Origin of the sequence: Roseibium hamelinense (genome assembly GCF_007830545.1) — a bacterium.
GTDB lineage: Bacteria > Pseudomonadota > Alphaproteobacteria > Rhizobiales > Stappiaceae > Roseibium > Roseibium hamelinense.
In genome coordinates this window covers 1-21,207 of the sequence record NZ_VLLF01000005.1, presented here as the reverse complement: position 1 = coordinate 21,207, position 21,207 = coordinate 1, and the positions used below count along the sequence as shown (strand labels likewise).

General features: G+C 56.0%; 23 protein-coding genes and 3 pseudogenes. 12 read left to right on the top strand and 14 right to left on the bottom strand.

Annotated elements, in window-relative coordinates; genetic code table 11:
• Positions 1 to 62: 62 nt before the first annotated feature.
• From cobM to JM93_RS11150, 9 genes are all read right to left on the bottom strand, one after another.
• A complete protein-coding gene (gene cobM, locus JM93_RS11190; RefSeq protein ID WP_145343375.1) occupies positions 63 to 839 on the bottom strand; it encodes a precorrin-4 C(11)-methyltransferase in 777 nt (258 codons plus the stop codon).
• The gene (gene cobJ / locus JM93_RS11185; protein WP_145343373.1) at positions 836 to 2,680 is read right to left on the bottom strand and encodes a precorrin-3B C(17)-methyltransferase; all 1,845 of its coding nucleotides are present in this window, start codon (positions 2,678 to 2,680) and stop codon (positions 836 to 838) included. The genes cobM and cobJ overlap by 4 nt, the downstream gene beginning before the upstream one ends.
• Positions 2,650 to 3,375: a precorrin-2 C(20)-methyltransferase gene (gene cobI / locus JM93_RS11180; RefSeq protein ID WP_196220723.1), complete on the bottom strand. Its 726-nt coding sequence runs from the start codon at positions 3,373 to 3,375 to the stop codon at positions 2,650 to 2,652. The genes cobJ and cobI overlap by 31 nt, the downstream gene beginning before the upstream one ends.
• Positions 3,372 to 4,571, bottom strand: a complete 1,200-nt coding sequence (gene cbiE, locus JM93_RS11175) for a precorrin-6y C5,15-methyltransferase (decarboxylating) subunit CbiE (protein WP_145343371.1) — start codon at positions 4,569 to 4,571, stop codon at positions 3,372 to 3,374. Before cbiE ends, cobI begins: the two co-directional genes overlap by 4 nt.
• On the bottom strand, positions 4,568 to 4,816 hold the full coding sequence (locus tag JM93_RS11170) for a hypothetical protein (RefSeq protein WP_145343369.1): 249 nt from the start codon (positions 4,814 to 4,816) through the stop codon (positions 4,568 to 4,570). The genes cbiE and JM93_RS11170 overlap by 4 nt, the downstream gene beginning before the upstream one ends.
• Entirely contained in the window at positions 4,813 to 5,472 is a 660-nt protein-coding gene (locus JM93_RS11165; protein ID WP_145343367.1) for a precorrin-8X methylmutase, read from the bottom strand. Before JM93_RS11165 ends, JM93_RS11170 begins: the two co-directional genes overlap by 4 nt.
• Positions 5,473 to 5,474: 2 nt before the next feature.
• Positions 5,475 to 6,560 (bottom strand): sirohydrochlorin chelatase, encoded by a 1,086-nt coding sequence (locus JM93_RS11160; protein WP_145343365.1) that lies wholly within the window; start codon positions 6,558 to 6,560, stop codon positions 5,475 to 5,477.
• Complete coding sequence (locus JM93_RS11155) at positions 6,557 to 6,805, bottom strand: DUF6732 family protein (protein ID WP_145343363.1); 249 nt, start codon at positions 6,803 to 6,805, stop codon at positions 6,557 to 6,559. The genes JM93_RS11160 and JM93_RS11155 overlap by 4 nt, the downstream gene beginning before the upstream one ends.
• Positions 6,806 to 7,109: 304 nt before the next feature.
• The gene (locus tag JM93_RS11150; protein WP_145343361.1) at positions 7,110 to 8,396 is read right to left on the bottom strand and encodes an Hsp70 family protein; all 1,287 of its coding nucleotides are present in this window, start codon (positions 8,394 to 8,396) and stop codon (positions 7,110 to 7,112) included.
• Between the two features lie 206 nt (positions 8,397 to 8,602).
• Here JM93_RS11150 and JM93_RS22400 point away from each other — a divergent pair, with 206 nt between their 5' ends.
• Complete coding sequence (locus JM93_RS22400) at positions 8,603 to 9,037, top strand: DUF2946 family protein (protein WP_425280822.1); 435 nt, start codon at positions 8,603 to 8,605, stop codon at positions 9,035 to 9,037.
• Positions 9,038 to 9,106: 69 nt separating this feature from the next.
• Positions 9,107 to 10,534: a PepSY-associated TM helix domain-containing protein gene (locus JM93_RS11145; RefSeq protein ID WP_244300815.1), complete on the top strand. Its 1,428-nt coding sequence runs from the start codon at positions 9,107 to 9,109 to the stop codon at positions 10,532 to 10,534.
• Positions 10,535 to 10,576: 42 nt separating this feature from the next.
• Here JM93_RS11145 and JM93_RS11140 read toward each other — a convergent pair.
• Together JM93_RS11140 and JM93_RS22140 are read right to left on the bottom strand one after the other, a co-directional pair.
• Positions 10,577 to 11,383: pseudogene (locus tag JM93_RS11140) on the bottom strand (PP2C family protein-serine/threonine phosphatase); the annotation flags it as partial.
• A gap of 144 nt (positions 11,384 to 11,527) precedes the next feature.
• Positions 11,528 to 12,091 (bottom strand): annotated as a pseudogene (locus JM93_RS22140) (Tll0287-like domain-containing protein); the annotation flags it as partial.
• 213 nt (positions 12,092 to 12,304) lie between these two features.
• On the opposite strand from JM93_RS22140, the gene JM93_RS11135 reads away from it, so the two are divergent.
• The 9 genes from JM93_RS11135 to JM93_RS11095 all read left to right on the top strand — a co-directional run bounded on the left by JM93_RS11135 (position 12,305) and on the right by JM93_RS11095 (position 18,683).
• Entirely contained in the window at positions 12,305 to 12,823 is a 519-nt protein-coding gene (locus tag JM93_RS11135) for a glycine cleavage system transcriptional repressor (RefSeq protein ID WP_145343357.1), read from the top strand.
• A gap of 43 nt (positions 12,824 to 12,866) precedes the next feature.
• On the top strand, positions 12,867 to 13,844 hold the full coding sequence (locus JM93_RS11130) for an NAD(P)H-binding protein (protein ID WP_208995139.1): 978 nt from the start codon (positions 12,867 to 12,869) through the stop codon (positions 13,842 to 13,844).
• Between the two features lie 190 nt (positions 13,845 to 14,034).
• Positions 14,035 to 15,234 (top strand): tyrosine-type recombinase/integrase, encoded by a 1,200-nt coding sequence (locus JM93_RS11125; RefSeq protein ID WP_145343353.1) that lies wholly within the window; start codon positions 14,035 to 14,037, stop codon positions 15,232 to 15,234.
• Positions 15,231 to 15,899, top strand: a complete 669-nt coding sequence (locus JM93_RS11120) for a hypothetical protein (RefSeq protein WP_145343351.1) — start codon at positions 15,231 to 15,233, stop codon at positions 15,897 to 15,899. Before JM93_RS11125 ends, JM93_RS11120 begins: the two co-directional genes overlap by 4 nt.
• A 192-nt stretch (positions 15,900 to 16,091) precedes the next feature.
• Positions 16,092 to 16,262, top strand: a complete 171-nt coding sequence (locus JM93_RS11115) for a MerR family transcriptional regulator (protein ID WP_145343349.1) — start codon at positions 16,092 to 16,094, stop codon at positions 16,260 to 16,262.
• 147 nt (positions 16,263 to 16,409) lie between these two features.
• Entirely contained in the window at positions 16,410 to 16,604 is a 195-nt protein-coding gene (locus JM93_RS11110; protein WP_145343347.1) for a hypothetical protein, read from the top strand.
• Positions 16,604 to 16,798 (top strand): hypothetical protein, encoded by a 195-nt coding sequence (locus tag JM93_RS11105; RefSeq protein ID WP_145343346.1) that lies wholly within the window; start codon positions 16,604 to 16,606, stop codon positions 16,796 to 16,798. Before JM93_RS11110 ends, JM93_RS11105 begins: the two co-directional genes overlap by 1 nt.
• Positions 16,795 to 17,394: a bifunctional DNA primase/polymerase gene (locus JM93_RS11100; protein ID WP_145343344.1), complete on the top strand. Its 600-nt coding sequence runs from the start codon at positions 16,795 to 16,797 to the stop codon at positions 17,392 to 17,394. The genes JM93_RS11105 and JM93_RS11100 overlap by 4 nt, the downstream gene beginning before the upstream one ends.
• Complete coding sequence (locus tag JM93_RS11095; protein WP_170230629.1) at positions 17,394 to 18,683, top strand: AAA family ATPase; 1,290 nt, start codon at positions 17,394 to 17,396, stop codon at positions 18,681 to 18,683. The genes JM93_RS11100 and JM93_RS11095 overlap by 1 nt, the downstream gene beginning before the upstream one ends.
• Before the next feature lie 781 nt (positions 18,684 to 19,464).
• On the opposite strand, the gene JM93_RS11090 is transcribed toward JM93_RS11095, so the two are convergent.
• From JM93_RS11090 to JM93_RS11085, 3 genes and pseudogenes are all read right to left on the bottom strand, one after another.
• Complete coding sequence (locus tag JM93_RS11090; RefSeq protein ID WP_145343340.1) at positions 19,465 to 19,755, bottom strand: hypothetical protein; 291 nt, start codon at positions 19,753 to 19,755, stop codon at positions 19,465 to 19,467.
• A 511-nt stretch (positions 19,756 to 20,266) separates the two neighbouring features.
• Positions 20,267 to 20,434: a hypothetical protein gene (locus tag JM93_RS21730; protein WP_170230627.1), complete on the bottom strand. Its 168-nt coding sequence runs from the start codon at positions 20,432 to 20,434 to the stop codon at positions 20,267 to 20,269.
• Positions 20,400 to 20,650: pseudogene (locus JM93_RS11085) on the bottom strand (IS3 family transposase); the annotation flags it as partial. The gene JM93_RS21730 and the pseudogene JM93_RS11085, both read right to left, overlap by 35 nt.
• On the opposite strand from JM93_RS11085, the gene JM93_RS11080 reads away from it, so the two are divergent.
• Positions 20,651 to 21,175 (top strand): transposase, encoded by a 525-nt coding sequence (locus JM93_RS11080; protein ID WP_244300827.1) that lies wholly within the window; start codon positions 20,651 to 20,653, stop codon positions 21,173 to 21,175.
• Positions 21,176 to 21,207: the final 32 nt, after the last annotated feature.

The following is a 21,207-nucleotide window of genomic DNA, read 5'->3' as shown; positions in this document are numbered from 1 at the left end:
CTCGTCATCGTCGCGTCAGACTAGGCCGAGTGCTGCTGGCGTGGCAAATCGATATGCAGGTACTAGGACACCTTAGCTTTCTTTTTCGGCCGCAGAACATGGACGTGGTCGGCGTCGTATAGTGCGCTGTCTCGGAAATCGGCGTCGGGTTTAAGGGCGTGACCGACAAAGATCAGCGCGGTGCGTGTGATCTTTGCGGCGCGGACTTTGTCTGCGATGGTCGACAACGTGCCATGGATGAAGGCCTGGTCCGGCCAGCCAACCCGGTATGCAACAATCACCGGGCAGTCGGCGCCATAATGCGGTTCGAGCTGACGCTCGATCTCCCGCAGGTTCCGGATGGATAAATGTATTGCGAGTGTGGCACCGCTTTTTCCCAGGGTGTCGAGATCCTCATTGTTTGGCATTGCCGAGCTTTTCATCGCTGTGCGCGTCACGATTACAGTCTGCGCGACTTCTGGAATGGTCAGTTCCGTTTTAAGCGCGGCGGCAGCTGCGGCAAACGCGGGAACGCCAGGGGTCACATCGTAGTCGATGCCGAGCGCGTCCAGCCGGCGCATTTGCTCTGCTGTTGCGCCATAAATGGCGGGATCTCCAGAGTGAACACGCGCAACATCAAAGCCTTGGGCATGAGCCTTTTTGATTTCGTCCATAATCTCGTCGAGCGTCATTGGTGCGGTGTCGATGACAACGGACCCATTGGGCGCTGCAGCAACGATCTGCTCTGGCACAAGAGAGCCGGCGTAGAGGCAAACCGGGCATGACTGGATCAGTTTCAATCCGCGAACGGTGATCAAATCAGGATCGCCCGGGCCCGCTCCGATAAAATGTACGGTCATGCCGCATCTCCCTGTTCTTGCTGTTTTGGAGCGTCGATCCGTTTTGCATATCCGCGCGGTGTGTAGACAAACGGTTTGCCGTCACCGCCCGCAACCGCCTTGGAATTCGACGATCCGACAAGAACAGTTGTCAGCATGTCCACGTCGTCTACGGTCAGTTCTTGAAGCGTCGTCACACGAACGGTTTCTTCAGGACGTCCGAGATTGACCCCAAGAATGACCGGTGTGTTTTTCGGGCGGTGCTGCAACAGGATTACGCGGGCGGCAGCCAACTGGGTGCGACGCCTTTTGGAAACCGGATTGTAGAACGCAATTACAAAATCACCTTCTGCGGCGGCATGCAGACGCTTTTCAATCGCTTCCCAAGGGGTCAGCAGATCTGAGAGCGATATGGCGCAAAAATCATGGCCAAGCGGCGCGCCTATCCGGGCTGAACAAGCTTGCAAGGCGGAAATGCCGGGCGCGTTGATGAGGTTTACGCGCTTGGCTGCATCTGAAACGCCGCCGTTTTCCGTATCGCGGTCGAGAAGCTCATAAACGAGTGCACCCATTGCGTAAATCCCGGCGTCACCAGAAGATATCAGGGCAACGTTCTTTCCTTTGCCGGCCTGTTCAAGAGCGAAACGGACACGGTCTTCCTCGGCTCCAAGCGGAAAGTTGTGGTGTATCTTGCCCTTGATGTGCGGGGCCACGATGTCAAGATATAGCGAATATCCGACTACGTCTTCTGCCTGACCGAGCAGGCGGGTGGCCTCCGGAGTGCGCCAATCGTCCGCGCCCGGTCCAATTCCTATAACAGACAAATGCCCGCGCGCCCGGCCGACTGCTTCAGCAGTCACGGGCTCCGGCGCTTTGGCAATGGCAGCCGTCGCGTTTGCCGTTTTTTTCTTCTCCGCGACAAGGATGCCGCGGCTTCCGGTGGCTGCCAGTGCCGCTCCTTCACTTACTCCGTGACAGCCGACTTCCTCAAACACGACGTCAGAGGGATTGAGCAATCGAGGTGTTTGTGCCTCAAGTTCTTCTGCCGAGAAAACCCGGAAGGGCGCATCAAGATACTGCGCCAGTGCCATCATAGCGGGTTCATCAGCCTTTAGATCCAGGCTGGCCACACACGCAACAGCGCCCTCTGCAACACCGGTCTGTGCAAGTTGCGTTGTGACCAGATCAATCAGTTCTTTTGCAGAGCAGCCGCGAGCGCAGCCGACCCCGACTACATGAGTCTGCGGATGATACACCAGACGCGTCGGAGCCCCCTCGTCCGGAGCTTCCGTAATGCGAATTGAAATCGCGGCAGAGTTATCCGTTTTCAAACCGGAAGACACAAGCCAGTTGGCGTTGCCCTCGATGTTAACCGGGGCTCCCGACAAGAGTTCTGCCATGACGGGTTTGGCATCTTGCGGATTGGCCAGCCTCCATCCGGTTGGCGGAACGTCCAGTGCAATTCCGAGGGCGGTGTCACCTGCTGTGGTGATGGCAGCGTGACCTTCAAGAAACCGGGCAAGGCCGCGCGCCAGATCATTGGCTCCGTGATGCCCCCCAAGCAGAGGCACTATGCTTGCCCCGTCTTCCGACACCGCGATCACGGGAGGCTCGTCCCGCTTGTCGGCCAAAACAGGTGCGAGTGCCCGGATCAAGATACCGCTTGCACAAATACCAATGATCGGATGTCCTGCCGCAAATAGAAGCCGGATGTGTTCGAGCGTCTCATTGAACAGTGTATCGGCTTCCCGGATGCGACCGGCAAGCCCGTGCAGGGCGGCACTTGGGATCGCCTTTTCAAGGCGCCGGGCAGTGTCCAGCCCCGCTTCGTTCAGGACGAGTAGGATGGGGGAAGCGTCCACGCTTCTTCTCCCTTGTAAATGAGGATCATTGAAAAATAGGGGGCGGTTTCGCCTGCGACTTGAGACAGCCGCATGACCTTTTGCTCGGGCAGGCTCGCGCGCTCCACGTAACCAGCTTTGTCAAGCAGACCCATTGCCTCGAGCAGTCTTTTAAGGCGGCCCAGATGCCGTCCCACCTTCATAATTGCAACCGCCTGTGCCGCCTCGATTTTTTGTTGGATTTCAGTGTCATCCAGCGGGCCGGGAACAACCGTCATGACATCAGTGCGCGCAGTCAACGGGCGTTGAAGCTGGGCTGCACAGGCTGTTAAGGAGGTGACACCGGGCACAACTTCACATGGAAAGCGGCCGGACAAACGTTCGTAAAGGTACATGAATGAGCCGTAGAAAAACGGATCTCCTTCACACAGCGTTACCACGTTGTCTCCGCTTTCTAGTGTCTCGGCTATTTCGATGGAAGCTGCGTCGTAGATTTCCTGAGCCGGAAATCTGTCGACCCGCATGGGGACCACAATCGGAATTTCGCGGACCCCAACCGGGATCACGCTTGCCGCAATGGAGCGGGCGAAACTGCTGCCAGAGTCCGGAGCCGGGTAGGCAATCACCCGCGCACTCGAAATCAGCCGGTGCGCTTTTAATGTCATGAGTTCTGGATCGCCGGGGCCCAGACCAATCCCGTAGAGCGTGCCGGTCATGTTTTGATCAAACTCCATTGTGTGACGGGCATCAATGGCCGCCATCCGGTGAGCCCGCCAACGGGGCTTGCGCGCTGGATCGCATGACGCGTCAACTCGCCGCCGAATTCTTGCCAAGCCGCCAGCAAGACCTGTTCGCTCTCCAGAGTGACGGCATTGGCAACCAAACGCCCGCCGGGCTCGAGTGCCGCATGGCACAACGGAACGACACCCTCAGCAGTCAAGCCGCCGCCGATGAAAATGGCATCCGGTGTCTCCAACCCGCTCAGACCATCAGGTGCTGAGGCGTCCACAACCTTGAAATGCGGGACACCGAGTGCCAGCGCATTTTGCTGCGCCATCGCGCGCCGGTCTTTATGCGGTTCAAGACCGATTGCCGAGGTCCGGTCTGCCGCGCGTAGCCACTCGATTCCGATAGAGCCGCATCCGGCGCCAATGTCCCACAATACCGCACCCGGATGTGGCTGGAGCGCTGCGAGGGTGACGGCCCGGATCTCGCGCTTGGTCATTTTTCCATCGTGAACGAAAGCGTCATCCGGCAATCCCGGAACACGGCTGCGGACGGTCGTTCCAGGGGCTAGGCGTGCTTCAATCGCAAGCGTGTGCAGATCCGCGATGTCGGCCGAAAAGGCCTCCGCGGTGCTTTCTACACGGCGTTCGTTCGGGCCGCCAAGATGTTCTAAAATGGTCATAATAGACGGGCCGTAGCCTTCTTCCGCCAGAAGACCTGAGATCAGTTTTGGTGCAGATGCATTGCTCGTCAGCACAAGGATCCGGGCCCCGGGGTAAAGTGCTGCCCGGAGTGTTTCCAATGGGCGGCCATGAACGGACAGGCAATCCGTGTTTTGAACTGCCCACCCCATACGGGCCGCGGCCAGTTGGAATGCGGAAGGACTTGGAAGCACCGTGAGTTCCTCGCGCGAAAACCGCTGGGTAAGGCTCGATCCGATCCCAAACCACTGCGGATCACCGCTGGCCAGAATAACGGTTTTACGGCCATTGAGTATCCTGAGGTCCTCGTACACCTTTGAGAACGGACTTGGCCATACACGGGTCTCCGCTTTCAGGTCGCCTGCCAGGTCAAGATGCCGTGCGCCTCCATAGACAACCTCGGCGGCTTCGAGCGCGGTGCGGCCTGCTGCGGGCAGTGACCCATCGTCACCAATGCCGACGAGTGTCAGCCAAGGCGTTGTCATTCCTCGTCTCCAACACTGTAAGGCCGCCGTAGAAGCGGATCGGCAAGATCGTTTGGCCGGGTCGGATCCGATATGTGGATCGAGCGCGAACCTCGGGATTTGTGGTGCTTGGCCGGACCATCATTCGGCGTCGGAGCAACCGGAGCCGCGCCTGCAGGTGAGGATAAAAAGCCCCGGGATTTGAGCGCACCCAGAGATGCTGTTGATCTGCGCGCTGCCGGTTTTGCCTTGCGGTCCAGTGTCATGCGGTATCCTCAGGCAGCCCGGCCGCCAGGGCGTTGACTGCAGCTGCCGCCATAGCAGATCCGCCGCGCCTGCCGCGGATCGTGAGAAACGGAATGCCAAATGGGTTTTCGATCAAGGCCTGCTTGCTTTCTGCGGCTCCTACAAAACCGACTGGAAACCCTAAAATCACCGCAGGCTTGGGAGCCCCCTTGGCAACCTCCTCCAGCAAGTGGAACAGAGCCGTTGGGGCATTGCCGACTGCAACAATGGCGCCGTCGAGATGCTCAAGCCAGTGCTCGACAGCTGCGGCGGAACGCGTCGTGCCGAGCCGTTTTGCAAGCTCTGGAACATCATTCTCGTTCAGCGTGCAGACAACGGCGTTGTTTCGCGGCAGAAGCCGTTTGATGATGCCATTGGCCACCATTTCAACATCCGCCAAAACGGTTGCACCGTTTGAAAAGGCCGCGCCTGCACGTTCAACCACATTTTCTGACCAGGTCAAATCGTCAAGGATATCGACCATCCCGCAAGAATGAATCAGCCGAATGGCCACCGCCTGCATTGCATCGGGAAGTGCCCCAAGAGCAGCTTCGCTGCGCACGATGGAAAAGGACTGGCGATAAATCGCGCTAGGATCCCGTTCATAGTCGTATGGAGGTGCGGCAGGGGGCGCCATGGTCAGTTCTTGGCGTCCATAGACTTCGGACCGAGCGGATGATCCGCATGCGGGTAGGGATGATGGTGGTGCCCGTGATCATGACTGTGATCGCCGTGATCATGGTCATGCCCGTGTCCGTGGTGGTGATGATGGTGGTGGTCTTTTGCCGCCCGGATCTGTTTTTCGCAGGCACCGGTGCAGATCTCGTCACACAACTGGCATTCCGCTTCGGCGCCCAAACCCTCGACATGATGGTGGTGACTTTCCTGAGCAAGGCCGACCTCTGCTTCAAACCCGAGCACCTGCTCCCGATATTTGCACATCTGGCAGTTCATGAGATTCTGACCCTGAAGGATTTCCTGGACGCGGTCGGCCATGGTGTCGATGACCTGCGGATGATCATTCAGATACCCAGCCTTCAGGAACTCGATATCCGGGTAGTTGGCTGCCACCTCGTCGGTCGCATTGTAAATCCGCTGAACCAGAACGCCGGTGAACAGGAAATATGGAAAGACAATCACGCGCTTGTAGCCGAGTTTGGCCGCATGCTCGAGGCCTGGTGCGACCAGCGGGAAGGTGACGCCAGAATAGGATGTTTCGGCCCAGCCGAAACCAAATCCTTCCCACAACAGGCGCGTGATTTTGCACACGTTCGAGTTCGCATCCGGATCGGAGGCGCCTCGACCAACCACCATCAACAGCGTTTCGTGCAGCGGCACATCGGTCTCGGCGGCGTCGATGGCCTCCTGGATGCGGCCTGCTGCGGCCCTGACCATCCGCGTATCCACTGCAAGTTCACGTCCATAGGAGATTTGCATCTCCGGATGCATGGCCTGATAGGTGTTCAGAACAGAGGGAATGTCGTTTTTTGCATGTCCGGCGGCAAACAGCATGCCTGGCACGGCCAATACCCTTGTGCATCCTTGTTCGCGCAGCTTGGTCAGGCCGTCATGAATGACTGGATTGGCAAACTCCAGATAGCCATATTCCACCGGCCAGCCGGGAAAACGGGACCTTAAACCCTCTGCCAGCTGCGCAAATTGTTTTACGGCGCCTTTGTTGCGGCTGCCATGGCCGCAAATCATCAAGCCAAGCTTTTCACTCATTGTGCTGCCTCAGCATCCCGCTCAGAAGGCGTCGTGTCGTCCGCGGTGGTCTCGTCTTCTGCTGCGGTCTTCTTGCGCCCTTTGAGCGCGAGTGCACCAGCAAGGGCGACAGCACCGGCCAAAGCTGCGACCCCAATCCAGTGGGAATGCCCAGCCAGTTCACCAAGATGTCCGGCGTGGGCGAAAGCCGCTGTGGGAACCAGAATCCCGCCCAGAAAGCCGCTTAGGCCTGTTCGTATCTTCAAGGTGACGTCTCCCTCGTCCAATTCACCTGTGTCAGACCGCAGCGATCCGCACTGAAACTAAAAATATGGGGAGGGCGCCCGTAGTGAAAAGAAAGCGGGCGATATACGGAAACCACAGCAGCGGTAACGATCGTATACACTTTGACAGCTCTGGGTTTGGTTCCCGATTTGGGTCAACCGCAACCAGAATCGCTTTCAGTCCTATTTTGGACGCCGTCCAGTGCGCGCACACTAGAAGAGCGCATAGAAACGATCAAGCGCCGAAGCGACCTCAATTGACAAAGGACCGCCGTATTTCGAGGAGTTATTGAACGGCCCATTTTTCTGCATCTTCAAGGGTGCCGATCATAGCAAGCCCCTTGGCAACCGAGGTCAGTTCGTCACCTCCGGAAACCCGCTCGACGCCGAAGCGGTCCTGAAACTGGCGCCTGACAGCAGGTACAAACGATGTCCCGCCAGTCATGAAGACGTGGTCAATATCATCATCGGCGAGCCCAGCATTGATGAGCGTTGCATCCAGTGCACGTCCCATTTTAGCCAAATCGTCTTGGATCCAGCCTTCGAAATCCGTTCGCGTGATCGGTGCGTTGAAATCACGTCCGAGCGGTGCAAAGCGCAGCTCGGCGCTGTCCTTGCTCGACAGCTTGGCTTTTGCCCCGGACACTGCCTTAAACAGCGGGTAGCCTTGGTCTTCATCGACGAGATCAATGAACAGTTCGATCTTGCTCTTGTCCTCACACCAGCGCAGCAGCTTTTTCAGTTCTTTGTAGTCTTGTGACGTCTTGAAGATCGACAACAGGTGCCAGCGTGCAAAATTGCTGAAAAGGTTTGGAGGGACTTCAAGGCGTTTGCCCATGCTTTGGTAATGACTGCCTTTGCCGATTTCGGGCAAGACCACATGGTCAAGGATACGGTAATCGAAAGTATCGCCTGCAATGCCGATCCCGCCGCGGCCGAGTGGGTCAGCAGACAATACGCCGGCTTCTTTGCGGAAGCGCATGAGCGAATAGTCCGTCGTGCCTCCACCAAAGTCGGCGACCAACACGGTCGCGTCGTGCGCGAGCCGGTCGGCAAAAGAAAAAGCGGCCGCAACCGGTTCATAAACGAACAGAACATTGTCCAGCCCGAACCGGTTCAGCGTCTTGCGATACCGCGCCATCGCAACCGACTCATCTGGCGCGCTGCCGGCAAACACGACCGGCCTGCCGATCACGACACGGGTGCCACGATCAAAAAGCCTGTGCGCGCATCGGGCCTCTGCACCTGCCAAGAACGTTGCCATGAGATCTTCGAATTCGAACCGGGTGCCGAACACGCCAGTACCTTTGAAGACTGTGCTGGCCACAAAGGTTTTGAGCGACTGTATGAACCGGACATCTTCTGTGCTTTCCAGAAACTGCCGGATTGCCCAAGGGCCAACTTCCGGATGTGGTCTGGATATGCCGCGATCCAAAAAACTCAAAACCGTCGGGAGGCTTGCGATTTGGTCCGCGGCTTTGCCGAAAAAGACCGGCCCAAGGTTCGAAGAGTTTTCGCCGGATACAGCAACCGTGTTTGAGGTGCCGAAATCAAGTCCGAGGGATCGGGTCATGTGGGGCCTTTCAACACTCAACAGAGGTCCTGCGCATTTGACAGGCTGTGACAGATTGTTCTGGAGGGCGTGTCAGTTGGGCGGGCGGTATTACAACCGTTGCAAGCGAACCGCAATGGCGAACCGGCGGCGATCCGCTCCTAAACGGGGCGGAGGCCCGACAAACCGCGTTGTTATCGTGGGAAATATTAGCTAGAGCACCTTCGATGAAGGGCTTGGGATGTAGATTTCGGAGTTCGCCACGCTTTGTGTTCCCGGCGGGGGCGCGCAGAGCGTTGCTGTGCGTGCTTTTCATACCCTACATTTTTCTGGCGTTGCTTCCGAATGGTTTCATGCCAGGCGTCGGTAGTGACGGCCGGTTCAGTATTGTTATTTGTACTGGTGACGGCCTTCAAACGGTCTTCCTGAACACGGACGGGACCACCGATCCGGACAGCAACAATGGCGAGCCGCGCAACTCGGCGGCCCATTCTATATGCGGTTTTTATGCGGTTGCAGCCGCAGCAATCCTCCCATCCATTAAAGCAACGTTCCTTGTTGATACCGGTAGACACACACAAACAGCGGATTGTCTCGGTGCGCCGGTCAAATACGCGGCTTTGCCCCCCGTCGGGGCCCGAGCGCCACCCCACAGTCTCTGAACCTCAAACATTTGAAACGTTTTTGGGCTGTGCGGACAGAAGTTTCCGGACACGGCTGAGGAGATTGTTATGACTGATATCGCAGGAGGCCCGGGTGTACCGGGTCAACCAAGTACTATGTCTGGAGACAGAAACCGGCGTTTTTACCTGGCGGCGTGGCGCTGGCATTTTTATGCAGGACTTTATGTGGCGCCGTTTCTCATCATGCTGGCCGTTACCGGGTTGATCATGATGTATGTCGCTTTTTTTGATGGCCGGGACGGAGACAAAATCCGTATTGAAACAGCCGGGACGACCCTGTCGCTAGAGCAACAGGGGGCGGCTGCGCTTTCTTCCGTTCAAGATGCAAGGCTGGTCGAATGGATCGGGCCGGCAAACGCCCAAGGAGCCTCGGTCTTTCGGGTTTCGTCTCCTTCTGGGGCGTTTATGGTGGCCGTAAATCCTTACTCTGCCGAGGTCATTGATGTGTGGGATCGGCGTGCCGGATGGTACGACTTTGCCTCAGACATACACGGCACCCTCTTGATAGGCACATTGGGTGACCGGCTGATTGAGATTGCTGCCAGCTTCGGGATTGTTCTGGTTGTGACAGGACTTTATCTCTGGTGGCCCCGCGGAGGTGCATCGCTTCTGTCAGCTTTTGTTCCCGATCTTTCGCTCCGCAGCCGGGGGCTCTGGAAAAACCTGCATCAAACAGTTGGGCTGTATTGCTCTTTATTGCTGGTCGTCTTCCTTGTGTCGGGGCTCGCCTGGGCCGGTATTTGGGGCGAGAAATTCGTACAAGCTTGGAGTACGTTTCCTGCAGAAAAGTGGGAGAATGTGCCGCTGTCCGATGAGACGCATGCGCACATGAATCATGGAGCAACAAAAGATGTGCCGTGGGGCCTTGAGCAAACGCCCATGCCGGCATCCGGTTCTGATGTCGGCGCAGCCGGGGTGCCGGTCGGGGACGCGGTGAATGCCGACAGCATTGCAAAGCTCGGACATGCCATCGGGTTTCACGGCAGGTTTCGCCTTCACTACCCAGGTGATGAAAACGCGGTTTGGACCCTGTCTCGAGATTCAATGAGCAATGATAGCAGTGATCCGACATCCGATCGCACCGTTCATGTCGACCAACACACCGGCAAGATCCTGGCCGATGTCCGCTTCAGTGATTACTCTCTCGCAGCGAAAAGCATGGCTGTCGGGATTGCCTTCCATGAAGGCGATTTGGGCGTATGGAACCTCATTTTAAACACTGTTTTTTGTCTGTCAGTCATCTTTGTCAGTGTATCTGGGGTCGTCATGTGGTGGATTCGGCGTCCAAAAGCTGCGGGCATGCGGCTCCTGGCGCCGCGAACTCCGGATCACCTGCCCCACTGGCGCGGGGCAATGCTCATGATGCTGGTACTGTCCCTTGCGTTTCCGTTGGTCGGTTTGACTCTGATTTCAGTTCTTGCGCTTGATTTGTTGATAGTCTCTCGCATTCCAGCTTTGAAAAAGGCTGTCGGCTAGTTCGAAAAAAAGACGCGGCCAGAAAATTGGCCGTGTCTTCGGTTATTTGTGGCGGATAACGACCAAGGTTATGTCGTCATGGATAACCTGGTTCCCGATGTGTTTGTGAACGTCGGCAATGATGCCACGTGCTACATCTTCCGCCGAGCCTCCGCGATGGGAATCGGCGCTTTTGATCAAGCCGTCCACACCAAAGAAGTGCCCTTCCTCGTCTTCGGCCTCGGTAATGCCGTCTGTGTGCAGGATGATCAGGTCGCCGCGGTTGAAATCGAGATCCAGCACTGAAACGAACGGCGAAATATCCTCGTCCAGCCCGATTGGGAAGCCAAGGTCCATGGTGTCGATTCGGACTGGGCTTCCACCATTGCGGATCAAAACCACGTCTTCGTGCTGTCCGGACAAGGTCACTTTCTCGTCCTTGTAGTCGAGGAAGGATAATGTGAGGTGCTTGTTGGTTTTCGTCCGGTTGATGTTGCGGCAAATAGCGCGGTTCAGGGTTGTAAGAAATTCTTTTGGATCTTCCACGCCTTGTTCTTGCAGTGCGACGGCGACCGATTGCACCATCAGCATCAAAACACCGCTTTCAAGGCCGTGCCCGGTAACATCGCCAATGCCGACCTTAATCCGCTCACCAAGCTGCAAGACGTCGTAATAATCACCGCCAACCTCGTCGGCTGGTTCCATATATGCCGCAATCTCAATGTGACGGAGTTCGCCAAGCTCGTCCTTGGTCGGCAGCACCATTTTCTGAATGCGCTGGGCAATTTCAATCTCGGCGCCGAGCCGAAGGTTCTCATTGGTCAGCTGTTTGTTGAGGTCGAGAATTTCATCGTTCGCCTGCTCCAACTTGAGGTTCATCCGGTTAAACCGGGCAGCCTGGCGCCATTGCAAACCGGCAAAGGCAATGCCGAATGTTCCAGCACCGGCGAAATACAGCAGCAAATAACGGAAGGCGAAGATATTGTCTGCGATCGGTTGGGCCATCGTTATGGCCTGAATGCCCCGAACATCGCCGACTTCCCAGTCCAGTTTGGGGCTTTGAGGATGGGTGTTGTGACACGAAACACAGGTCTCGCCCATCCGGACCGGCGAAACGATGGTTACAGCACGGTCGAAGATCGAACCGGAATAGCCCAAAAGCGTCTCGGTTTGTGCCGAACCGTCGCGGAATTTTGCGAGGGCATTCTGTTCGAAGCTTGTGAGTTCATGCGGCGCCCGATTGGTGAACTCAAAATCAGAAACGAAGCGGTAGCGGATGCTGTCACCATCTGTGCCTATGACGTCGCCGAGTTCAATTGAAAGTGTTGCGGGGATTGGAATGCCGCCGGGGACGTCCTTGTAGTCATGAACCGGCAAGGCAATGCCGCCGCTTTCCAGCACCCGGCCAACCACATTTTTGCTGTAGTAGCTCCGGATATCTGTGATCGCGCTGTTAAAATCGATGACTTGTGATTTCAAGGACTCGTCCGAGATCTGTCTAAGGTCCAGCCAGACGGCCACAGGCAAGAGCGCGAGCGCAACGATGACAGCGGCGGCGAAAAAGCCCGGTCTGTACATGATTTTCCGCCACGCTATGCTCATTCGGATCTCCTGATGTCCTAGCGGTTGTGTCGTTCAAGTCTAACGGCACCCCAGAGGAATTAAAGCACCTTCGGATTCGGTCGCCTCAATTGCTGGGTAGATTAACTCTGGCCTGAAATACATAATTCGCGTTACGTAGCGAAGCGGCGATCGGTCATTGCTACCATGAATTGAATATGAGGAATGCCTATGCAAAGTCAGTTGGTATTTACTGTCATCGCGGAAGACCGCCCGGGTCTTGTCGACCGTCTTGCCGACGCCATTTCCCAGGCCGGCGGCAATTGGGTCGAATCGTCCATGGCTCGGCTTGGCGGAGAGTTTGCCGGCATTGTCAGCGTCGATATTGCCCCACAGAATATTCAGAGTTTGCATGATAATTTTGATCCTCTTCTCGCTGACGGGATTGCGATCACCCTACGATCAGATCTCAAACAGCCAGAGCCGAAAACCGGCACCAAGGCTCAACTGGATTTGCTGTCTCAGGATCACCCCGGCCTTTTGCGGCAGATCACCCAGGTTCTGGCTGCACATAATGTGAGTATCGAGCATCTTGAGACTTCAGTTGGTCCTGGCTCAATGCAAGGGGAAGCGATGTTTAAAGCGACGGCTGATTTGCGATTGCCCGACGGGTTATCTCCAGCCCAGCTTAGTGAGGCACTGCAGGAAACAGCGGGCGATCTCATGGCGGATGTGAGTCTGACCGGTTAAAAGGGGGCATATGTCCGGTTCTCAAAAGCCGCAGCGGGTCTTGTTGTTTGGTGCAAGCGGCACAATCGGCACAGCTGTGCAGTCAGCTCTTCAAAATACTGGCCACGAGGTTGTTGCTTCCACGCGCCCGGGGCAATTCAAAGCACCGATTCCGCCGGGCAGTGCCATGGCTAGAAACGAAATGGGAGCCGCACAATGCCCTGTCGATGTGCTCGATCCGGCCTCGGTCGCTATGGCTATCGAGCAATTCGGCCCTTTTGACGCTGTTGTGTCCTGTATGGCATCCCGTACCGGTATGCCTCACGATGCATGGTTGATTGACCATGATGCTCATATGAACGTGTTGCTTGCGGCCCAGGCCGCCGGTGTTCCGAAGTTTGTCCTCTTGTCAGCAATCTGCGTGCAAAAGCCGAGACTTCAGTTTCAGTTTGCCAAACTGGCTTTTGAAAATGCGCTGAAAGCGTCCGGGCTCGCCTACACGATTGTACGGCCGACGGCCTATTTTAAGTCGCTTTCCGGTCAAGTTGCCCGCGTCTTGGCCGGCAAGCCGTATCTTTTGTTTGGAGACGGCAGACTGACAGCCTGCAAACCGATTAGCGATTCAGACCTGGCGGCTTTCATGGTGAAATGCCTGTCGGATCCAGAGTCGCTAAACAAGCTGCTGCCGGTTGGCGGTCCAGGCCCCGCCGTTACTCCATTGGAGCAAGGGGAATATCTGTTCGAGGCGCTGGGAGCGCGCCCTCGGTACAAGCGTGTGCCAGTCCGCTTGATGGATGGTATTGCAGGTGGTCTGGCGTTAGCCGGCACAGTGGTCCCGAAGTTGTCAGACAAAGCGGAGTTTGCGCGGATTGGGCGGTACTATGCGACAGAATCCATGTTGGTCTGGGATCCTGAGCAAAAGCGGTACGATGCGTCCCAGACACCTGAATTTGGCTCGGATACGCTGTTCACTCACTACGATGCGCTCTTAGCGGGAACGGAAGTCACAGCGTTGGGGGACCATTCCGTCTTCGGATCGTAATACTGACATCAAGAAAAATGGCGGACAGAGAGTCCGCCAAACCATTGTTTTTCATGTTTCGCCTGCGTCCGAAAAAGCCAAAAAAATAGAGGTGTTTATTCAGGTGCTTGTTCGCCGTCATCCGTTGAATACCGCCCAAATCCGCATTATCTTTTAGGGTCAGTTTTAGGGTTAGGTGCGGGGTTGAGCGATGGCGCGGGCGGCAAAACGGCTTTCGGCAAGAACGGTGCAAACGGTTTCCGAGCCGGGCTTGCATGCAGATGGTGACGGGCTTTACCTGTCGGTTTCCAAATCCGGCGCGAAGTCCTGGCGCTTCATTTTTCAATGGCACGGCAAGCGAAAGGAAATGGGGCTGGGCAAGCTTTCCGCCGTCTCTTTGGCCGACGCCCGCCAAGCCGCAAACCAAGCCCGTGCGATGGTTGCTCAGGACCTAGACCCGATTGCCGTTCGTGAAGCGGAGCGCGCAAAGAACTCGAACCAGACTTTCGGGCAATTTGCCGACGCCTTGGTTGACGACCTAGCGCCCGGTTTTCGGAATGCCAAACATTTGGCACAGTGGCGCATGACCCTGAAAACCTATGCCGCTCCGCTCCGCAATAAGCGTCTGGACGATATCGAAACGCGCGACGTTCTGGCCGTCCTGAAACCTATCTGGCAGGAAAAGCCGGAAACCGCCGTCCGGCTCCGGGGGCGCATTGAACGTGTTCTGGATGCAGCGAAGGCTCAGGGCTTGCGGACGGGCGAAAACCCGGCCCGGTGGCGCGGTCATTTGGACAAGCTCTTGCCGAAGCGGCAGAAGCTCACACGCGGCCACCATGCCGCTATGCCCTACAAGGACCTGCCGCGCTTTGTGGCGGCGCTCCGTGCCAATGAAAGCCTGTCCGCCCTTGCCTTGGAATGGTGCATCCTGACGGCCACGCGAAGCGGCGAAACGCTCAATGCCTCATGGTCCGAAATAGACCGCGATGCAAAGGTCTGGACCATTCCCGCCCAGCGCATGAAAGCCGGAAAAGAGCACCGGGTTCCCCTCAAAAGGCGCATGCTGGAAATCCTCGATAGGCTTGAGCTGTTGCGCCGGGACGATGGTTTTCTGTTTCCCGGCAATAAAGCGGGCCGTCCGCTTTCCGGTATGGCGATGGCAATGCAGATGCGCCGCATGGGGCAAGGCGGCTATACGGTTCATGGCTTCCGTAGCAGCTTCCGGGATTGGGCGGCGGAAGAAACCAGCTATCCGAGAGAGATTGCCGAGGCGGCGCTTGCGCATGCCGTTGGCGACATGACGGAACGGGCTTACCGGCGGGGTGATGCCTTGGAGCGGCGGCGGGAATTGATGGAGGCATGGGAAAGTTCAATCAGCGTTAATCCGAAGATTATAAGGCGGGCTAGATGAATAGGAAGCAGAAGAAGCGTATTAAGCTTAATGAATGGGATAAGCTAAGGATAGCCGGGTACTATCGAATAGCCATCCATGAAAGACTAACGGCTGAACTCCCGAAGGCTTTTGCAGAAAAAGGCATGGTACCAACCCCAGAAAAGCGCCGTGAAATAGAAGAGCATCGCCTTAAATTGGATGCAGCAAAAAATTGGTTGTCTGAAAGTAAAAGCATTTCTGAGCGCAGGCGCGATTTACAGCGCCGTATCGCGAATGGTGAGCCCACATTTGAACAGAAGCAAAAATTAGATGCCTTGGAAGATAAAGCTTCTGACCTGCTAAATGAATTTGCCGTTGAAATAGAAGACGAGGATTATCTCCACCTTCTTGAATTAGATAGAGCGGGTGAAGATGTCGATTGGGAGCTCGACGAAGCCTTCCGTGACTTGTTCATGCGCGGTAAGCGTTATGGAAAAACCGCACGCGAGCTGGACCGAACGCGGTTCTACCGTCTTACATCGAATAGAGCCGATGAACGTGCGGCACTCCAACAGGTTTGTGAGCGTTGGAAGCAGGAGCGCGGTTTTATTATTACCGACCGGCAAGTGCGTGCCAGCCTGTTGGTCGAGCAGGCTTTCTTGGAAGGCTTAGATGATGATGACTTAAATCCTGCTTCTGAATAGTGATTCGTAAGGCTAGGTCAATTGATTCTCGGTCCTGAAAACCCGCTAAGTATCTGTTTTATATTAAAAAATTTCTTCTTATCGTTATTTTCTAAAAAAAGCTGCCCGAGCATTCTGTGGGAAAACACGTCTGTCAGCGGGCAATAGCGCCCCTGCAAGCACCGGCATGATAGCCGGAGGAAGGCAGACGAAATGCGGCAAGCCCATACGCTTCGTGACTTGAAGGAAGCCGGTTATGCCGGGTTCACCAAGCTCTATGAGGAAATCAGAGCCGGGCGATTGGTGGCCACGAAAATCGGGCGGCGAACCATCATTCTAGATGAAGATTTGAAAGCTTGGCTGGACGCCCTGCCGCGTGTGTAGGGCAGTCAAGAGGCGCTGGGCGTTGTTCGCAATCCCGGACACTGACAGCGCAAAATAAATCCCCGGTTCGCATTCGGGTGTAGCGAAACAGACCGAGTGCGCCGGGGACTTAACTGAAAACCTGACTAACAAAGAAAGGTAGCAGCTATGACTGTTCTACCAATGCGCCGCCGTGCGCGCAATACAAACCTGCCGCTCTTTGAATGGGCGGCTCGGCAAACACCATCCCGGCATCCCCGCACCCTGATCGGGCGGCGGATACAGGCACAGACCGGATGGTCGGCCAGCCGATGCGACGCGCATGTGTCGCTTCATTTTCCAAATGCAGTGGAGGTGATGTGATGGACAAGCTTCGCGTCTTTGCGCCCCATGCTGAGCAATACGCAGTCGTCCGTAAGGCCCTGGATAAGGAGCTTGTTACTTTGCTCGGTGATCCTATCGCGGCTGCTCATTTCCAGCGTCTTCTCGAACACAAGGCGCATTCCCTTCGCGCAAAGCTTTTTTCCGAGCACGCGCAGAAAGGCGGTGCGCGATGAACAGTACGATCAACGTGGACAGGCCGGAGACATCAGTCCCCGATCGCCCCAGACGATCTTTGGCTGGATTGAGTTTTGAAACCAACGGTGTCACGGAATGCGCGCAGGATGAGGTTGCGGCTTTTGAGAGCCGCTTGCTTGCAGCTGCCCTGGATTACGCCGATCAGGGGAAGCACGTTTTTCCATGCCGCCCGAACAAGAGGCCATTCACTGTTAATGGCTTCAAAGCGGCAACAGCAGAGGCAAGCCAGATTAAAGCCTGGTGGGCTCAGTTTCCTCAGGCGCTTATTGGTATTGCAACCGGCACGATCTCAGACCTGATCGTTCTTGATGTCGATATGAAGAACGGGAACGGCTTCCTTGAGCTGGAGAGGCTGGGGCTGGGCCATTGGCTGCTTGCCGGGCGTCACGTCAATACGCCGTCTGGTGGTGCCCATATCTGGTTTGAGCAAGCCGACCAAACCACCCGCAACTCAGCGGGCAAAATAGCACCCAATGTCGATGTCCGTGGGGATGGAGGCTATGTCATCGCCCCGCCTTCACGACCGGAATTGAATAAACCAGGTTATGAGTTTCTGTTCGAAGGAGATGCATGATGGACGCCGTTCAAGAACTACTGCGCCTGAATTCCGCTCCAAACTACGCAATGGCGGCGTTGAACGCCGAGATCGACCGTGTCTATACAGCGCCCGAAGGTCAACGCAATGATACCCTCAACAGGTCGGCGTTCAGCCTGTTCCAACTCGTCGCGAACGATCAGCTGCCACATGAGACAGTCACCCGCGCCCTGACCCACGCGGCTGAGAGGGCCGGGCTTGAAATCGGCGAGATCGAAAAGACACTCTTGAGTGCGGAACGCGGGGCGATGCGAAAGCCACGGGATCTGTCTCATGTCCATGGATACGGACACGATCATTTGAGCCCTCCGCAACAGCTGCCAAAACCGCAAAGGCACTTCACCTTCCAGAACTCGAACGATTTGCTGGCCGCCCAGTTTGAAACCGTTAAGTGGATTGTCCCAGACTACCTTACTGAAGGGTTCAATGTCCTCGCTGGTCGGCAGAAGCTCGGCAAGACTTGGTTGGCAATCGATTGGGCCATCGCTGTTGCGACCGGCGGCATGGCAATGGGCAAGATCGACGTGGAAGCGGGGGATGTTCTGTACATCGATATGGAGAATGGCCCGCGCCGGATCCAGAGCCGGATCAACACCCTGCTACCCTTCAACAAACCTGACCTGTCACGGCTGACTTGGGCGGCCGAACCAATCCCGTTGAACGAGGGCTTTACTATGGCGCTGGATAAATGGTGCCAATATGTTGCCAGCCCACGGCTAATCGTTGTGGATGTCCTCCAGCGGATCAAGCCTGCGGGCGGCAGGTCACGAAACGCCTATGAAAACGACTATGCTGCGTTCTCTGGTCTGCAGCAATGGGCCACCAACACAGGTGTGAGCGTTCTGGCGCTTCACCATACCCGCAAGGGCGGTGCTGATGATCCTCTCGAAGCTCTCTCCGGGTCCAATGGGTTGTCCGCCTGCGCTGACACCACGCTTGTTCTTGATCGCGACAACAACGGCATAACCCTCTATGTGAGGGGCCGTGATGTTGAAGAGATTGAAACAGCACTACGGTTCGATGCGGGCATATGGACGATCCAGGGTGATGCGCAAGAGATCCGGCAGTCTGATGAGCGAGCACGGATAAGGGCCGAGCTTGAACAGGCTGATGAGCCTTTAACACCGACTGATATCCAGGCGCTTACTTCCATGAAGGCAGGCAGTGTGCGGCGGCTGTTAATCAAGATGGTGGGTGACGGTCAGATCCAGAAGGTCGGGCGTGGGCAGTACGCTCACAAGGACTACGTTTTTGCCGCAAATGACTGACCCCCGGTAACAACGGTAACAACGGTAACAATGAGGGGGGAATGGGGGGTTTCCGCCATTCTTGAGGACCCGAATGTTACCGGTCCAAAAATACACCGGTAACAAACCAAGCTTTTGTTACCGGTGCAAAAAACAGCGGTAACAATTTAACTAACGGATATCATTGATTAATCAGATGATTGTTACCGTTGTTACCGCGTCTTTTTGTTGCCTATTCAGGACCACAGCGTCAGCATGATCGTTGTTACCGCGGTAAGTGAGTTTGAATAGTCGAAAGAGGCGGACGATGGGCGCGGCATGAGTCTAAAATAGGCGAAAATAGACCCCGACTGTCCTCTAATAAAGTAACGGGAAATATTGCTTGGCGCGGGGACAAGTCAGCTCACTATAGGCTTGATATTTCAAGGAAATACCCGATTTATTCCCCCTCTATAAAAAGGAAAAATTCGGCAAGGGGGGGGATAAAGCCTGTTTCCTTAATTATTACAGATACTTGGAAGCTGTATTGAGGGGGGTGACTATCAGATTCCTAATCTGAGGGTCATGTTAGCTGGCCTTATCCAGGTCGGCGACAATACGTTTGCAGCAGGCCCTGTCGGCATGACCACAAAGCTCGACCCGGTGGATTGGATAAACACGCAGGTCAAATCCTTTACTAAACACCCCTCAGAAGCCACAGAAATAGCCGCTGAGAGGGTTTTGGCTAAAAACCATACAACGCCAGCCTGTCGAGATCAGGAGTGCTGTACGGCCTTTAAATTCGGTTTTTCGATATTGGCGCTTAAGTGCTGCGAACCAGGTTCACAATTCCCGGGACTTCATTGATCAGTTGATCGTGGTGTGTGCCGGATAAAAGCCTCCGCGGTATCAACGTCAAAAACTCCACTTGGTTTTCCGGGCAGGCATCGAGGACCGCATCCAGCATGGCCCGTCTCAGATTGCCCTCAGAGCGGCAGTGAGAGGGATACTGGCTCATCAGGTGATTTTCCCGGTGCCGGACCAGGCGTCCTTTCAGGATAGCCCGTCTGTCGGCGTTGCTGGTTGGCTTTGGAGAAAATTGAACGATTGGCATACCGCGCTCCTTGCTGGTTTGCGTTGCCTGCCGTTGATCTCAGGGCAGGGCAAGGCTGGACGCCGCGGCGAGCGGCGAGCCGGAAGTCGGTCCCGGCACCTCTAAGTAATCCCAGTCCCCTTTGGGGACGTCCCACGCGCGCGTGTGTGCACGTACGCGAGACGTCCCCTGAGGCGAGGACGCAATAAAATACTGGGAAATATTCGAGAGGGCTTGAAAACCCTAAACGGACTATAATAATTTTTATTATACTTTTCAGAGCCTTAAGCTCTATGACAGCAGAGATAGATGCAACTCCCCGTTTGTAGAAAAAAGCGACCGTTCTCAAGGCCCGTATCGGCCCCTCAGCTCAATGCCCAAATGGCGGTGGAGGGAGCCCTGGTTCCGCACCCAGCGGATTTTACCGGGAGCCTTAGCGGACGGTAATTTCCGCGTTCAGGGTGCGGATCCGGGCTCCCGACCTGCCTCTACTGGCCAGCAGCTGCAATGCCGCCATAACCCGGCCAACGCATCAACTCGCCTTTCCGAAGCTGAACCAGCGGCGCGGTTCCGGCCGCATGTCCTGCAATAGCCTTTGGTTCGCCTCGGCCTGTTTCTGCCAGCCGTCACGCTGGTCCTTGAGATCAGTGACCTGATCTTTCATCAGAGCCCGCAAAAGGATAATCAAGATGGAGTTCATCGATGCGGCGCATCAACTTCAGGTCAGCCGCGGATGCAGGCTGTGGCAGGTAATAGACGATGCCGCGGCTGATCCCCAAAGCCTTGGCCTGACGGGTGATGGACAGATCATGACTGCGGTCGATCATTTCCTTGCGCTACCCAACAGTCCCGCTTTGGTGAGCGCGCCGGCTAAAAAATCATTCTCCAGTGACATCTCCCCGATCTTGGCGTGAAGCTGATCATTTCTGATGCCTGTCGGGGGCTCGTGGAGAGCGTGGCCGACTATCTGCCCGATGCGCAGTGGCAGCGCTGTATGGTTCACTTCTATCGCAATGTGTTCAGCCACGTCCCATCCACCAAGGTGCGCGAGGTCACGCACATGCTGAAGGCCATTCATGCCCAAGAGAACCGCAGGGCAGCACAGGAAAAGGCTGACGCTGTTATCGCAGACCTGCGGGCACAACGTCTGACACGAGCTGCCGATCTCATTGAAGAGAGCATCGACGAGACGCTGACCTACTACGGCTTTCCGGACAGCCATTGGCGCAAGATCAGGACGAACAATCCTCTGGAGCGGATAATGAAAGAGATCCGGCGGCGAACGCGAGTTGTCGGGGCGTTCCCGGATGGTCAATCATGCCTGAACCTGGCCGCGGCAAGACTCAGACATATCGCGGCCGGCAAATGGTCCGCCCGAAAATACATGAACATGGCACCGCTCTACCAGGAGCAACACCAAACCCACGGAGCCGTCGCCTGAAAACAAAAGTGCGAAAAATATTTGACACTACC